The sequence below is a fragment of the Modestobacter sp. VKM Ac-2985 genome (genome assembly GCF_026967925.1).
Classification (GTDB): domain Bacteria; phylum Actinomycetota; class Actinomycetes; order Mycobacteriales; family Geodermatophilaceae; genus Modestobacter.
This window is the reverse complement of sequence record NZ_JAPVBI010000002.1, coordinates 1,134,369-1,148,903: the sequence shown is the minus strand read 5'-3', so window position 1 is coordinate 1,148,903 and position 14,535 is coordinate 1,134,369. Positions and strand designations below refer to the sequence as shown.

At 74.0% G+C, this 14,535-nt stretch carries 11 protein-coding genes and 1 tRNA gene; 5 read left to right on the top strand and 7 right to left on the bottom strand.

Translation table 11 applies throughout. From position 1 onward, the window contains the following. Nucleotides 1-60: 60 nt before the first annotated feature. The 3 genes from O2V61_RS14790 to O2V61_RS14780 all read right to left on the bottom strand — a co-directional run bounded on the left by O2V61_RS14790 (nucleotide 61) and on the right by O2V61_RS14780 (nucleotide 4,429). Nucleotides 61-134: transfer RNA gene (locus O2V61_RS14790), tRNA-Met, on the bottom strand. Nucleotides 135-199: 65 nt separating this feature from the next. Then, nucleotides 200-3,169 (bottom strand): UPF0182 family membrane protein, encoded by a 2,970-nt coding sequence (locus O2V61_RS14785; protein ID WP_269184031.1) that lies wholly within the window; start codon nucleotides 3,167-3,169, stop codon nucleotides 200-202. A gap of 237 nt (nucleotides 3,170-3,406) precedes the next feature. Beyond that, nucleotides 3,407-4,429 (bottom strand): YlbL family protein, encoded by a 1,023-nt coding sequence (locus tag O2V61_RS14780; RefSeq protein WP_269184030.1) that lies wholly within the window; start codon nucleotides 4,427-4,429, stop codon nucleotides 3,407-3,409. Between the two features lie 274 nt (nucleotides 4,430-4,703). Between O2V61_RS14780 and O2V61_RS14775 the strand changes: the two genes are divergently transcribed. Next, complete coding sequence (locus O2V61_RS14775; RefSeq protein WP_269184029.1) at nucleotides 4,704-6,134, top strand: zinc-dependent metalloprotease; 1,431 nt, start codon at nucleotides 4,704-4,706, stop codon at nucleotides 6,132-6,134. A 94-nt stretch (nucleotides 6,135-6,228) separates the two neighbouring features. Here O2V61_RS14775 and O2V61_RS14770 read toward each other — a convergent pair whose 3' ends face one another. Next, nucleotides 6,229-6,852, bottom strand: a complete 624-nt coding sequence (locus O2V61_RS14770) for a M48 metallopeptidase family protein (protein WP_269184028.1) — start codon at nucleotides 6,850-6,852, stop codon at nucleotides 6,229-6,231. Between the two features lie 351 nt (nucleotides 6,853-7,203). On the opposite strand from O2V61_RS14770, the gene O2V61_RS14765 reads away from it, so the two are divergent. Both O2V61_RS14765 and O2V61_RS14760 read left to right on the top strand, forming a co-directional pair. After that, nucleotides 7,204-8,271: a ThiF family adenylyltransferase gene (locus tag O2V61_RS14765; protein ID WP_269184027.1), complete on the top strand. Its 1,068-nt coding sequence runs from the start codon at nucleotides 7,204-7,206 to the stop codon at nucleotides 8,269-8,271. A 16-nt stretch (nucleotides 8,272-8,287) separates the two neighbouring features. Further along, the gene (locus O2V61_RS14760; RefSeq protein ID WP_269184026.1) at nucleotides 8,288-9,610 is read left to right on the top strand and encodes an ABC1 kinase family protein; all 1,323 of its coding nucleotides are present in this window, start codon (nucleotides 8,288-8,290) and stop codon (nucleotides 9,608-9,610) included. Between the two features lie 445 nt (nucleotides 9,611-10,055). On the opposite strand, the gene O2V61_RS14755 is transcribed toward O2V61_RS14760, so the two are convergent. From O2V61_RS14755 to O2V61_RS14745, 3 genes are all read right to left on the bottom strand, one after another. Further along, nucleotides 10,056-10,394: a WhiB family transcriptional regulator gene (locus O2V61_RS14755; protein ID WP_269184025.1), complete on the bottom strand. Its 339-nt coding sequence runs from the start codon at nucleotides 10,392-10,394 to the stop codon at nucleotides 10,056-10,058. A 159-nt stretch (nucleotides 10,395-10,553) separates the two neighbouring features. Continuing rightward, nucleotides 10,554-10,910 (bottom strand): hypothetical protein, encoded by a 357-nt coding sequence (locus O2V61_RS14750; protein ID WP_269184024.1) that lies wholly within the window; start codon nucleotides 10,908-10,910, stop codon nucleotides 10,554-10,556. 150 nt (nucleotides 10,911-11,060) lie between these two features. After that, entirely contained in the window at nucleotides 11,061-13,121 is a 2,061-nt protein-coding gene (locus tag O2V61_RS14745; protein ID WP_269184273.1) for an ATP-dependent DNA helicase UvrD2, read from the bottom strand. 146 nt (nucleotides 13,122-13,267) lie between these two features. On the opposite strand from O2V61_RS14745, the gene O2V61_RS14740 reads away from it, so the two are divergent. Next, nucleotides 13,268-13,531 carry a mycoredoxin gene (locus tag O2V61_RS14740; protein ID WP_269158725.1) on the top strand — a complete coding sequence of 88 codons (264 nt, stop codon included), beginning with the start codon at nucleotides 13,268-13,270 and terminating at the stop codon, nucleotides 13,529-13,531. 104 nt (nucleotides 13,532-13,635) lie between these two features. Next, complete coding sequence (locus O2V61_RS14735; protein ID WP_269184023.1) at nucleotides 13,636-14,235, top strand: ANTAR domain-containing response regulator; 600 nt, start codon at nucleotides 13,636-13,638, stop codon at nucleotides 14,233-14,235. Nucleotides 14,236-14,535: the final 300 nt, after the last annotated feature.

Genomic DNA, 14,535 nt, shown 5'->3' with positions numbered 1-14,535 from the left:
CGGGGCCCAGACACACACGACAGGGCCCCTCACAGTCACTGTGAGGGGCCCTGTCTTTTGTAGCGGGGGCAGGATTTGAACCTGCGACCTCTGGGTTATGAGCCCAGCGAGCTACCGAGCTGCTCCACCCCGCGTCGGTAAGGACAACACTACCAGGTGTGCGGGGAGGGGGCGCTCAGGCCCCCTCCCCGCCGCCAGCTCAGCCGCCCGGTGACGCCTCGGCTGCCGCCTGCGCCGCCTGGTAGGCCTCGACCGCGACCTGCAGGTCCTCCAGCGCCGCGCCCTGGCCGGCGAAGTCACCACCCTGCTGGGCGGTCTGGAGCGCCTCCAGCGCGGCGTTGATGTCCGAGACCGCGTCGGCCATCTCCGGGGTGCCCGGGGTCCCGCCGCCGATCGCCCCGTCGGGGACGTCGGTCGTCCCGTCAGTGGCCTCGTCGTCCTCGGCCCCCGGCACGACCTCCGGGGTGGCGTCCTCGCCGACGGTGTCGGCGATGTCGTTGCTGTCGGTGGCCGACTCCCCCGCCCCGGCGCCGAAGACCTGGTCCAGGGCCTCGGAGAGGGTGTTGGCGTAGCCGATCCGGTCACCGAAGTTGACCAGGACCTTCTGCAGCAGCGGGAACCCGCCCTCGCCCGAGGACCGGACGTACAGCGGCTCGACGTAGAGCAGCCCCTCGTCCCCGATGGGCAGGGTGAGCAGGTTGCCGAACACCGCCGTCGAACTGTCGCTGTTGAACAGGGTCAGGTCGGGCCGGATCAGGTTGTTGGTCTCGAAGGCGTTCTGCACCTGGCCCGGCCCGCGGAACGGGGTGTTGCCGGGCAGTTGCAGGACCTGGATCTCCCCGTAGGTCTCCGGCGCACTCGAGGCCGAGATGAACGCCGACAGGTTCTGCCGTTCGAACGCGTTCATCGGGCTGGTCAGCTGGAAGCTGGCCTGCTCGTCACCCGGCCGCTGGGCCAGGATGTAGTACGGCGGCTGGTCCTGCGTGGTGTCCTGGGTCGGGTCGTCCGGGATCTGCCAGCGGTCGTTCTGGTTGTAGAAGTCGACCGGGTCGTCGACGTGGTAGCGGGTGAGGATCTCCCGTTGCACCTTGAACAGGTCCTCCGGGTAGCGCATGTGGCCCTCCAGCTCCTCGCCCATCGAGTCCCGCGGCTCGACGACTCCCGGGAACGCCTTCATGTAGGTCTGGAGGACCGGGTCGGACTCCCACTCGTACAGCGTCACGGAGCCGTCGTAGGCGTCGACCGTGGCCTTCACCGAGTTGCGGATGTAGTTGAACGTCTCGTTCGGCAGCGCGGTCGTCCCCGTGCCCGTGAGGGCATCGGTCGCGGCCTCGCCCAGCTCCATCTGCTCGGCGTAGGGGTAGGAGTCCGAGGTGGTGTAGCCGTCGAGGATCCAGACGATCCGCCCGTCGATCACCGCCGGGTAGGGGTCGCCGTCGACCTCGAGGAACGGAGCGGCCTTCTGCACCCGGTCCCGCGGGTTGCGGACGTGCAGCACCTTGGACTCCTCGTTGACCGCTTCGGAGAGCAGGAAGTTCCGCTCGCGGTAGAAGATCGCGAAGGTCAGCTGGCGGAAGAAGCTCCCGGCCGCGATGCCGCCGTCACCGTCGTAGGTGTTGTTGATCTGTCCCTCGTCCGAGCCGCCCTCCGGCTGGTCGAACTCCCGCGGGGGCACCCCCTCGGGGGCACCGACCACCGAGTAGTCGCTCATCAGCTCGCCGTAGTAGACGCGGCTCTGGTCCACCGGGATGTTGCCGGTGGTGGGCAGGTTCCCGGTGGTGAAGTTGGGCTCGCCACCCTCGCGGCCGGCGGTCACCTGGTTGGCCGGGGCGGCCACGAAGCCGTTGCCGTGGGTGTAGACGGTGTGCCGGTTGATCCAGCTGTCCTGGTTCTCGCTCAGGCCGTCGCTGTTCAGCTCACGGACGGCGACCACGTAGTCCTGGGTCTGGCCGTCGATGGTGTACCGGTCGATGTCCAGCTTCTCCGGGAACCCGTACACGTTGCGGATCTGCTGGCGCGCGGTGAACGTGTCGCTGAGCACGTTGGGGTCCAGCAGGCGGGCGTTGGGGATGGTCTGGTCGTCGTTGCGCAGCTCGGACAGGACGGCGTCGACGTTGGGATCGCCCGCGGTGTCCTGCGCGTAGTTGACGTACTCGACGTCGTCGAGGCCGTAGGCGTCGCGCGTGGCCGCGATCGCCCGCTCGATGTAGGGGGCCTCGCGCTGGTTGGCGCTGGGGTTGACGACGAACTGCTGCACGATGGCCGGGTAGGCCACCCCGATCACCAGGCTGGAGGCCAGCAGCAGCACCAGCGCCGCGGCCGGCAGCAGCGTGTTGCGCACCAGGATGTTGGCGAAGAAGGCGATGGCGCAGATCGCCGCGACGCCGACCAGGATGTTCTTGGCCGGCAGCAGGGCGTTCAGGTCGGTGTAGGACGCACCGCTGAAGACCTCACCGCGGTTGGAGTAGACCAGCTCGTAGCGGTCCAGCCAGTAGGCGACCGCCTTCAGGGCCACGAACACCCCGACCAGGACCGACAGCTGCACGCGCGCCGCGCCGGTGAGCTTCTGGCCCGGCGTCTGCAGCCGCAGGCCGCCGAACACGTAGTGGGTCAGCACCGACCCGATCAGCGCCAGAAGGACGATGGCGAAGCCGAAGCCCAGCAGCAGCCGGTAGAACGGGTAGTCGAAGACGAAGAACGAGATGTCCAGCCCGAACTGCGGGTCGACCGTGCCGAAGTCGGTGGAGTTGCGGTAGGTCAGCCAGGTCTGCCAGCTGCCCTGCGCGGTGATGCCGGCGAAGAGGCCGAGGCCGACGCCGATCCCGGTCAGCACCAGCTTGCGGCGCGGCTCGACCGACTGGCGGTAGCGCTCGAGGTTCTGCTGCTCCAGCGACATCGGCCGGAACGTCGGGCGGAACCGGTAGGCCAGGTACACCGCGAGGGCGACCAGCCCCCCGGTGGCCACCGCGGCCACGGCGAACAGGAGCGCACGGGTCTGGATCTCGGTCCAGAACACCTCGGTGAAGCCGGTCTCGTCGAACCAGAGGTAGTCGACGTAGGCGTTGGTCAGCGTGCCGATCACGGTGAAGAGCACCAGCAGCACGGCGACGACGCCGATGACCAGCTTGGCGCGCCGGGACAGCGTCGGCACCGGCACGGGGGGCCGCATGGCCACGGTCGGTCTCCTGTCTTCTTGCGACTTCGAGGCAGCGCGGGCTCGAAGGGCCCGGCCGGGGAACACGATCACAGGGGCCCGGGAACCGCCAGGGGCGGTGGGCGGGACCGCTGGGTCCGCCCCCTCCAACTGTTGTCAGCGGCGCCGGGTTCCCAGCGGGGTCACGAGCAGGTCACGGATCGCTGACAGCCGGTGCCATCAGGCGCCGTGGGCACGGTGCGGACGCCGACGTCAACACGGCGTGGGCGTCCGCCCGGCCCGCAGGTCCGCCAGTGCGGTCAGCGCGTCGTCCAGCGTCGCCACCCGGGCCGTGGGCAGGCCCTCCTGGGGGTTCTGCAGCGCCTCGGCACAGTTCTCGGCGGGCACCAGGAAGAGCTCGGCCCCGATCTCGCGGGCCGCGACGAGCTTGAGCGGGATGCCGCCGATCGGGCCCACGACGCCCTCGGTGTCGATGGTCCCGGTGCCGGCGATCACGGCCCCCTCGGTGAGGTCGGTGTCGCCCACGAGGTCGATGATCCCCAGGGCGAGCATCAGGCCGGCGGACGGGCCGCCGACGTCCGCGACCTCGATACCCACGTCGAACGACGCGTACGGGGTCTGCAGCACCAGCACGCCGAGCGCCGAGCCCTCACCCTCGGCTGCCGGGGACGTGGTCACCGTCGTCGACCCCGGCTCACCGCCGCGCCGGTAGTCGACGACCACCGAGGCACCGGGCGGGGTCTCCGCCAGGACGGCTGACAACGCGTCCAGGTCCGGGGTGGGCGTGCCGTCCACCGCGTCGATCGCGTCGCCGGCCTCCAGGCTGCCCTCCGACGCCGAGTCCTCGGCGAGCTCCTGGACGACGACCGCCTCGGGGTACCCCAGTTCGCCCAGCGCGGCGCCGCGGGCGGCCTGCTCCGAGGTGAGGAAGGCCTGCCGGTTCTCCGCCTGGGTCTCCTCCACCGACCGGTCCGGCGGGTAGACCTGCTCGCGGGGGACGACCACCACCTCGTCGTCCCACCAGCCCTGCACCGCGCCCACCAGCGTCAGCTGGTCCTGCGGGATGCCGACGGTGGTCAGGTTCAGGTTGCCCGAGACGTCGTTGGGCTCCCGGCCCTCCACGCTGATGATCGGCGTGCCGTCGATGTCACCCAGGGTGTTGTAGGTCGGGCCGGGCACCTGGGCCACGAAGGGCACCGGGAGCAGTGTCCCCAGCACGCCGAAGAACAGCAGCAGCGCGGTACCGGCTACCAGGACCGTGGTCCGCCGGGTCACCGGTGCACCGCACCGGCGGCGCCCGGCCCCATCCGGGACGTCGCCGTCCCCACGCCCTCGACCACGACCCCTCCTCGTTGACGGTCGACCGCCCTCGGCGGGTCCGCCACCGTCGTCGGGCCCACGGCCCGGCGAGCGGGCCCGTCGAACGGCGAGCGTAGGTGACCAGCGCAGGTCGCCGGTCCGACGCAGGTCAGCGCCCCGTCGGGGCGGTGCGCCCGGTGGCGGGTCCGGACGCCGGTCGGCCGGGGTCGCACGCGGTTACGGTGGGACCATGAGCGATCTCCCCTTCGGCTTCGGGCCCCCTGACCGCGACCCCGAGCGCCGGGGCGAGCCCGGCGGGCAGGGCGGCGGCGGCCAGGGCGGCGACGTGCCGGGCAACGACCCCTTCGGCCTCGGCGCACTCTTCGGCGCGGGCGGAGCGGGCGGTGGCAACCCGGCGGAGCTGCTGGGCAAGATGCCGCTGTTCGCCGAGCTGCAGAAGCTGATGAACTGGTCGGGCGGCCCGGTGAACTGGGATCTCGCCCGGCAGGGCGCGATCAGCCAGCTGGCTCCCGGCCACCAGCCGACGTCCGCCGGTGAGCAGGCGGCCGTGAGCGAGTCGCTGCGGCTGGCCGACCTCTGGCTGGACCAGGTCACCGACCTGCCCTCCGGCGTCGACCGGGGCCTGGCCTGGTCGCGGGTGGAGTGGGTCGAGCAGACGCTGCCGGCCTGGACCGCACTGATCGACCCGCTGGCCGAGCGGGTGGTCGCCGCCATGACCAGCGCACTGCCGGCCGAGGCGGCGTCCTTCGCCGGTCCGCTGGCCGGGATCATGGGCCAGATGGGCGGCGTCATGTTCGGCGCCCAGGTGGGTCAGGCGCTGGCCCGGCTCGCCGACGAGGTCACCACCAGCACCGACGTCGGCCTGCCGCTGGGACCGCAGGGCGCCGGCGTCCTGGTGCCGCAGAACGTCGCCGCGTTCGGCGAGGGGCTGGACCGTCCCGAGGACGAGGTCCGCCTCTTCCTGGCGCTGCGCGAGGCCGCCCACCAGCGGCTGTACGCCCACGTGCCGTGGCTCCGCCAGCAGCTGACCGACGCCGTGCACGCCTACGCGCGGGGCATCCACGTCGACCGCGAGGCCATCGAGCGCGGGCTGAACGACGCGATGAGCGGCATGGAGGGCGGCCTGGACCCCAGTGACCCGGAGAGCATCCAGAAGCTGCTGGGCAGCGGGTTGCTCGAGCCCGAGGAGACCCCCGAGCAGCAGATGGCGCTGCGCCGGCTGGAGACGCTGCTGGCCCTGGTTGAGGGCTGGGTGGACAGTGTCGTGTCCGCAGCCGCCGCCGAGCGGCTGCCCGGTCACTCGGCGCTGGCCGAGACGATGCGCCGGCGGCGGGCCTCGGGTGGGCCGGCGGAGCAGACCTTCGCCACCCTGGTCGGTCTGGAACTGCGCCCGCGGCGGCTGCGTGACGCCAGCACGGTCTGGGGTGCGATGGCTCAGCAGCACGGCCCGGCCGAGCGCGACCGGCTCTGGTCGCACCCGGACCTGCTGCCCACGTCGGACGACCTGGACGAGCCGCTGGACTTCGTTGCCCGCCAGGGAGCAGGCGACCCGTTCGCCGAGCTGACCGGGGGCATGGACGAGGAGTCGGCGGGCACGCCGCCGGAGCAGGGCGAGAGCGCACCGGACGACGAGGACGGCGGAGCCGAGCCCCGCGCCTGACTGCCCGGCCCCCGCCACGAGCCCGTGGCGGGGGAACGGCCCCGCTGCAGGGGCCCGCCACGAGCGTGCGAGTGGTGGGGGGCAGCGGGGTCTTTCAGTCGACGGCGCCGGGCTCCAGTTCGTCGTCGCCGGCTGCCCGGTCGCCAGCGGAGCCGTGTTCGACGCCCTCGAGGAAGCCCAGCGCGCGCTCGGCGCGCGGGTAGGCGTGCACCAGCGCCCAGAACCGCTGGTCGTGGCTCGCCTCCAGCAGGTGGGCCAGCTCGTGGACCAGCACGTAGTCGACGACGAACTCCGGCATCCCCCGAAGCCGACTCGACAACCGGATCGTGCGGTCGGCCGGGGTGCAGGACCCCCAGCGCCGGTTCTGGTTGTCCACCCAGCGGACGCTGGCCGGCACCGCCCGCCCGTCCAGGTGCGCCCGGGACAGTTCCATCGCCCGGGCCATGAGGTCGTCGTCGGAGCCGAGGGTGCGGCGGCGCCGCTCTTCGCGGGTCTGCAGCTTGGCGACCATCTGATCGACCCAGCGCTGTTCCTCGGCAGCACTGAAGGCCGCCGGGATGAGCACCACGGTGCGCCCGTTCTCCCGGTAGGCCGTGACGGTCCGGCGTCGTCGGGCGCTGCGGCGGACCTCCACCTCCGGCACCGGGCGGGGCGCCGTGCGGACGGCAGGGACCGCCGTCGACGCAGCCGGCGCGCCGCGGTCAGGTCGCTTCTCCACGCACGCACCGTATCGGGCCGGACGGCGGGCCTCCGGGGTGAGGACACCCGGTCGTGGACAGGTGCACACGGACAGTGGACACGGGGCGGACGGTTGTCCCCCGAACGATGGACGGGGCCGCTCCGTCCACAGGCTGGAACCGGGCGTTCCTGCAGGTGAGCGCACCGGGGGTACGGCCTTGCCGGGCATCGTCCCCGCCCGCTCCCCCGGGTCGTGCACAGCGACACGCCTGGTGGTCAACATCGCGTCCACAGCACCGTCCACAGGTTGTGGGAGGAGGCCGGCGGCCGCAGTCCCTGACCTGTGGACGACGGCTGCGGGCGGAGCCACCGCACTGGCACGCTCCCTGCGATGACCGAGAGCCCGCATCCGCTCCTGCCGGCCGCGACGCCGCTGCTCCGGCTCGACCCGGACCTGCTGCAGATCGGCGGCGTCGACGGGCGGGACGGGCTGCGCGTCCAGCCGGCCGGGGACGAGGTCGCCGCCCGGCTGCGCAGACTGGACGGCCGCCGCAGCGAGCGTGCGGTGCGTGCCGAGTGGCTGGCCGACGGCGTGCCCGGTGACGTGGTGGACGACCTGCTGGCCGGGCTGCGCAGCACGGGCCTGCTGCACGACCTGGCCGCCGCCGACCTGCTGGCCGCCGAGCCCGGCCCGGCCGCGGTCGCCCGGGCCGGCCTTGAGCTGCCCGCTGCGGTTCCCCGGGCGGGCGCGGGCGGGCGGTGGCGTGCCCGCCGGCAGAGTGCGGTCGTCGTCGACGGCGCCACCCGGGTGGGCGTCCCGCTCGCGGCGGTGCTGGCCGCGAGCGGGGTGGGGTGGGTGCACGTCCGGGACCGGGGCGCCACCCGCGCCGGGGACGCCGTCGTCGGTGGGGTGACCGCGGCCGACGAGGGACGCCCCCGGGCGCTGGCTGCGGCCGACGCCGTCCGGCGGGCCAGTCCGCTGACCGACCTCCGCCCGCTCCCGCCGGACCGCGCGCCGGACCTGGTGGTCCTGTGCCGCCCATGGGCGGCCGCCGATCCCCTGTCTGCGGCCCTGCAGCAGGCGGGCACGCCACACCTGGTCGCCACGGTGCGCGAGGAGACCGGCGTCGTCGGTCCGCTCGTCCTGCCGGGCGGCTCCGGCGGGTGCCTGCGCTGCGCCGATGCCTGGCGGCGGGACGACGACCCGGCGTGGCCCCGGCTGGCGGCCCAGCTGGCCGCCGTCGAGCCGGCCGCCAGTGGCGCGACCATCACCTGCCTGCTGACTGCCCTGACCGCCGCCGTGCAGGTGCTGGCCCACCTGGACGGCGGCGACGACCCGGTGACCGTGGGGGCGACCCTGGAACTGCGCCCGCCCGGCATCCTCCCCCGTCTCCGCCGCTGGCCGCCGCACCCGGGATGCGTGTGTCATGGGGGTGGCCGGGGCGCGACCCCGCCGTAGAGGGGACACTGGTGTGGTGAGTGACACCGGACGGGACATCCCGCGGGGGGCGGTGTCCCGAACGGCGAGGCTCGCAGCCCTGCCGCTCGGCGCCGCCGGGCGAGCCACCCTGGGCATCGGCAAGCGGCTCTCCGGGCGCGATGCGGAGGACGTGAGCGCGGAGCTGCAACAGCAGACGGCAGAGCAGCTGTTCGCCGTCCTCGGGCAGCTCAAGGGCGGCGCCATGAAGCTGGGCCAGCAGCTGTCGATCTTCGAGGCCGCGGTGCCCGAGGAGATGGCCGGGCCCTACCGCGAGGCGTTGGTCAAGCTGCAGGAGGCGGCGCCGCCGATGCCGATCCGCACCGTGCACGCGGTGCTCGCCCAGCAACTGGGCGGCAGCTGGCGGGAGCGGTTCCGCGACTTCGACGACACCCCGGCCGCGGCGGCCAGCATCGGCCAGGTGCACCGGGCCACGTGGCGGGACGGCCGGGACGTCGCGGTGAAGATCCAGTACCCCGGTGCGGGCACCGCGCTGATGGCCGACCTCAACCAGCTCGCCCGGTTCGCCCGGATGTTCGCGGTGCTCTTCCCCGGCATGGAGGTCAAGCCGCTCATCGCCGAGCTCAAGGCCCGTGCGGAGGAGGAACTGGACTACGGGCTGGAGGCCGACGCCCAGCGGAGGTTCGCCGCCGCCTACGCCGACGACGAGCAGATCGTCGTCCCCCGGGTGGTGGCCAGTGCGCCGAAGGTGATCGTCTCCGAGTGGCTCGAGGGCGTCCCGCTGTCCCGGGTCATCGCCGACGGCACCCGGGAGCAGCGCGACCGGGCGGGACTGCTGATGGCGGTGCTGCACTTCTCCGGGCCGCAGCGCGCCGGGCTGCTGCACGCCGACCCGCACCCGGGCAACTTCCGGCTGGTGCCCGACGGGCGGCTGGGGGTCATCGACTTCGGTGCCACCGCCCGGTTGCCCGACGGCCACCCCGAGCCGATCGGCCGGCTCGTCCGCTGGGCACTGGAGGGCCGCGCCGAGGACGTGCTGGCCGACCTGCGCGCCGAGGGCTTCGTCCGCGAGTCCATCGAGGTCGACGCCCAGGGGGTGCTGGACTTCCTGCTGCCCTTCCTCGCCCCGGTGTCGGCCCCCTCGTTCCAGTTCAACCGGGCGTGGATACAGGAGCAGGCCAACCGGATCGGCGACCCGCGCAGCGACGCCAGCCGGCTGGGCCGCCAGCTCAACCTGCCGCCGGCCTACCTGCTGATCCACCGGGTGACGATGGGGTCGATCGCCGTCCTCTGCCAGCTCGACGCCGAGGCGCCCTACCGCGGCGTCTGCGAGGAGTGGCTGCCCGGCTTCGCTGCCTGACCTGTCGTCCGCACGGACGACACCGCGGCCAGGTGCGTCCTGGCTCGAGCGGAGCCGCTGGGTCCGTCCCGACCGGGAGCCGGCGGCCCCGCGGTCGGGACGGACGGCGGTGGCCGCACCGTGGTGCTGTTCTGGTCCTCGCGTGAGCCCCGCCGTCGTCACCAGACGGCGGAGCTGGCGCGGGCGGCACGCTGGGAGGCGCGCTCGGCCCGGCGGGCCCAGCGCCGGGCGGTGATCAGCCGGCGGGCCCGGGCGGAGGCCTCTGCCTCGGCCATCCGCCGGTTCATGTGGGATCTGGTCAGGTCTTGGTCGAACGAGTACATGGTGTTCCCTCAGGGTGAGACGGCACCGCTGCGCGGTGGCCGGGTGGAGGTGCACCGGGTGGCCGGTGGCCCCCGGTGGGGGCGCCGGACCGGCGGGAGCCGGGTGCTCGGGTGCTGTGGCCTCATGCCGCGGCCTCGGTCCGGGCCTTGGGCGGGCGGCCACGGGGACGCTTGCGGGCGATGACCACCCCGTGGTCGAAGATCTCCCCGCCCCAGACGCCCCAGGGCTCGGCGCGGTCGAGCGCCCCGGCCAGGCAGGTGGCCCGGATCGGGCACTCGCCGCACAGGCTCTTGGCCTGCTCGAGCCGCGCCGGGCTCTCGGCGAACCACAGGTCGGGGTCCTGCACCCGGCAGGGCAGCCCCCGACGGGTGACCTCCCGGCTCGGCCGCTGGGTGGACACGTGCGTGCGGTCGAGCCCGGGTCGGCGATGGGACGTCGCGGGGTCGATCGTGGTCGGCACGGCCGCTCTCCTCTTCCTTCGTCTGTGCGGCCGGTCGACGGGGCCCCGCCGACCGGTGGCCGGGGTCCGCGGAGGCTCGTCGAGACGGTGGGACAAGACGAAGGCCGCGGTACCCGGTGTCCGGGTTCCGCGGCCTCGAGGAGGACCTGCTGGGCTGTGCTAGCCCAGTGGGTCTTCCGGGGGCAGGTCACCCGGGGTGCTGCTGGTGTGCCGAGCAGGGGCGCCGATGACGGCGTGTCCCTTCAGGGCGGTGGTCTGGACGGACGTGGTCTGGACGGACGGCAGGGCATCGGTGCCGAGACGTGCGCCGGTGGTGGACAGGCCGGCCGTGCCGGCGGCGGCCAGGCCGCGGAGGCGGACGGTGGTCGAGCCGGCGACGGACAGACCGGTGCCGTGCTGCGGAGCGGCGGCGGTCGCCATCGAGACGACCCACTCGGCCGGGCCGGAGCAGCGCAGGACGACGGCCGGCGAGGTCACGCTGCGCACGCCGGCGGTGGTGATGTCGGTGCTGTTCACGGGGCCCCTCCTTCCGGGGTCGGAGCCCGGCCTGGCGGCCGGTCTCCCTGCGGTCTGCTGCGGGATCGTGCGTCCTGGATCACTCCCAGGTGGTGGCACGAAGGCTAGGGGAGCTGCCGGAGACGGGTCAATCGAATTAACCGAGATTCCTCAGGACGTGTGTTCGCCCTGGTCGGGGGCGGGCCGGCCCTCGATGGCCGCGATGACCTCGACCCCGTAGAGGTCCAGCTTGCGGGCCCCCACACCGGGCAACGCCGACAGCTCGCGCACCGTGGTGGGACGCGTCTCGGCGATGGCCTGGAGGGTGGCGTCGGTGAAGACGACGTAGGCCGGCACCGACGCCGCCGCGGCGGTGGCGCTGCGCCAGGTCCGCAACCGATCGAACAGCTCCCCCGCCTCGCCCTCGAGGACGACCTTCGGCCGCGTGGCCGGACGGCGGGGCGTGGCAGCCGCGTCCGGCGTCAGGCCGTCGAGGAACCGGCTGCGCGGTCGGGAGCGGCGGCCACCGGGCGTGCGGGCCAGTGACCAGGAGAGCGTGAGCTGCTCGCGGGCCCGGGTGACCGCCACGTACAGCAGCCGGCGCTCCTCCTCGACCGCCTCGGGACGGGACTGCGACTGGGCGATCGGCAGGACGCCGTCGACCAACCCGACGACGAACACGGCGTCCCACTCGAGGCCCTTGGCCGCGTGCATCGACGCCAGCGTCACCCCCTGCACCGTGGGGGCGTGCTGGGCGTTGGCGCGCTCGGCGAGGTGTGCCACGAAGCCGGCCAGGTCCAGCGTGGGCTGCTCGGCCACCAGGTCCACGGCGAGGTCGACGAGCGCGGCCAGGGACTGCCAGCGGTCCCGCGCGGTGCCACCGGGAGGGGGCCGGTGCTCCACCCAGCCGGTGGAGGCCAGCACGTCACGGACGGCGGGCACCAGTGCGCCGGGGTCGTTCCCGCCGGCCGCGGCCCCGCGCAGCAGCAGCACCGCCTCCCGGATCTCCGGCCGCTCGAAGAACCGCTCGCCGCCCTTGAGCACGTAGGGCACCCCGAGGTCGGCCAGTGCGGACTCGTACACCTGCGACTGGGCGTTGATCCGGAAGAGCACCGCGATCTCGCTGGCCGGCAGACCACCGTCGACGAGCTCCCGACAGGCCCGTGCCACCGCGGCGGCCTCGGCCGGCTCGTCGGGGTGCTCGACGAACCGGGGAGCCGGCCCCTCGGCCCGCTGACCCAGCAGCCGCAGCCCGGGCAGGCCCTTGCGTGGCGGAGCCTGGCCGATCAGCTTGTTCGCCAGCCCGACGACCTGCGGGGTCGAGCGGTAGTCACGCTCGAGCTTGACCACCTCGGCGTCGCCATAGCGGTCGGCGAAGCCCAGCAGGTACTCGGGGTCGGCGCCGGTGAAGGAGTAGATCGTCTGGTTCGGGTCGCCGACGACGCAGACCTCGGCCCGGCCGCCCAGCCAGGCGTCCAGCAGCCGCTGCTGCAGCGGGTTCACGTCCTGGTACTCGTCGACGACGAAGTGCCGGTACTGGGCGCGCACCTCGCGGGCGACGTCGCGGTGCTCCTCGATCGCGTAGGCGGTGACGAGCAGCAGGTCCTCGAAGTCCAGGGCGCCGTCGCGCTGCTTGGCCGACTCGTACTGCCGGTACACCTCGGCGACGGCGGCGGCGTCGAAGGGCAGGTCACGGGCGGCGGCCGCGGCGCGCGCCGGGTAGTCCTCCGGGGTGGCCAGCGTCGTCTTGGCCCACTCGATCTCACCGGCCAGGTCACGCAGGCTCGTCCGGTCGGTGGTCAGCCGGGCCCGGGCCGCCGCCCCGGCGACGACGCGCAGCTTGTTCTCGATCAGCTCGGGCATCGGCCCGCCGAGCACGCGCGGCGCGAAGTACCGCAGCTGGCGCATCGCCGCGGCGTGGAAGGTGCGCGCCTGGACCCCGCCGACGCCCAGCGCCGACAGCCGGCCCCGCAGCTCGCCGGCCGCGCGGGCGGTGAAGGTCACCGCGAGCACCTGCTCGGGGACGTACTCGCCCAGGTGCACGCCATAGGCGATCCGGTGGGTGATGGTGCGGGTCTTGCCCGTCCCGGCGCCGGCGAGGATGCACACCGGCCCGCGCACGGCCTCGGCCGCGGCCCGCTGCTGCTCGTCCAGGCCCGCCAGCACGGCCTCCGGCCCGGTCGGCCCCTCGACGACGCCCTGCCGCACCCGCTCGTCGTCGACCCGCTGCATCGCCACGACCCGATCCTCCCAGCCGCGTCCGACGGCCGGGGGAAGGATCCCCAGGCTCGGTGCGTTCCGCCAGCGGCAGGCCCCGGGGCACGGGGCCACCCTCCCCGGGTGGCCTCCCGGGGGACACACGAGGGAGGATCCACCCGATGAGCACTCCGACGGCCGCGGTCACGATGTACACCACGAACTGGTGTGGCTACTGCATGCGCCTGAAGAAGCTGATGGACCGCGACGGGATCGACTACGCCGAGGTCAACATCGAGGTCGACGAGAGCGCCGCCGACCTGGTCATGCAGGCCAACGGGGGCAACCGCACCGTCCCGACGCTGGTGTTCGCCGACGGATCGGCGCTCACCAACCCCAGCATCGACCAGGTGAAGGCCCAGCTCGCGCAGCTCCCCGGCGCGTGATCCCTGGTCCGTGGCCCCCGGGGAGCGATGATCGTCCACCCGGGAGCTGCGGCTCGTCTCCCGCCGACCGGGCCCCGGCACCGAGGGAGGCCGTGATGACGCCGATGACCGGAGCACCCCTGCCCGGGCCCACCAGGACGTCGGTCGCGCTGCCGCCCGACGTGCTGGTGGGCCCGTCCGGCGGCCCGGCGGCTCTCGTGGTCCGCACCAGGCGCGGCTGGTCGGTGCTGAGCCCCCTGCCCTCCTTCGGGGACGCGCTGGAGGGCTCGGTCGGCGACTCCGCCGCGGGCTGGGGCGAGCGGGTCGACGGGCTGGCGCTGATCGAGGCGATGACGCTGGCCGACCTGGTGGCCGGTGAACTGGGCGCCACGCCGGAGCCCGACCGGCAGGCGCGACGGGCGGCCCGCACGGCTGGCCCGTCGGCCACGGCCGAGACCTGTGCTGCCCCGGGGGACGACCCACGCGCCGAGGAGGTCGCCGCACTGCGCAGGACCGTCTCCCAGCTGGAGCACGCGCTGGCCGCCCGCGTCTCGATCGAGCGGGCCATCGGCGTCCTGGCCGAGCGGCACGGCACCACCCCCCGCGCCGCGTTCGAGGAGCTGCGCCGCCGGGCCCGGTCCCAGGGTCGGCCCGCCGCCGAACTGGCCGCGGAGGTGCTCGACGCACTCCCGACCCGCGACGCCGTCTCCGGGGCCCCCAGCTGACCGCTCCACTCCCGCTCTCCCCCGATGCGCTGGCCGACCGGCTCGCCGAACTGCTGTCGCAGCTGCCGCCCGAAACCGGGGCCGCCTCGCTCCGGGTCGCCGTCGACGGGCCGGAGCTGCCCGGTGCGCCGGGGACGACCGGCCCACGCGTCCTCGCCGACGCCGTCGCCGCCCGGCTGCCCGCGCTGAGCCGACCGGCGGTCGTCGTCCCGGCGGAGGGTTTCTACCGACCTGCCTCGCTGCGACTGGAGCACGGTCGCACCGATCCCGACGCCCGGTACAGCGACTGGCTGGACGCCG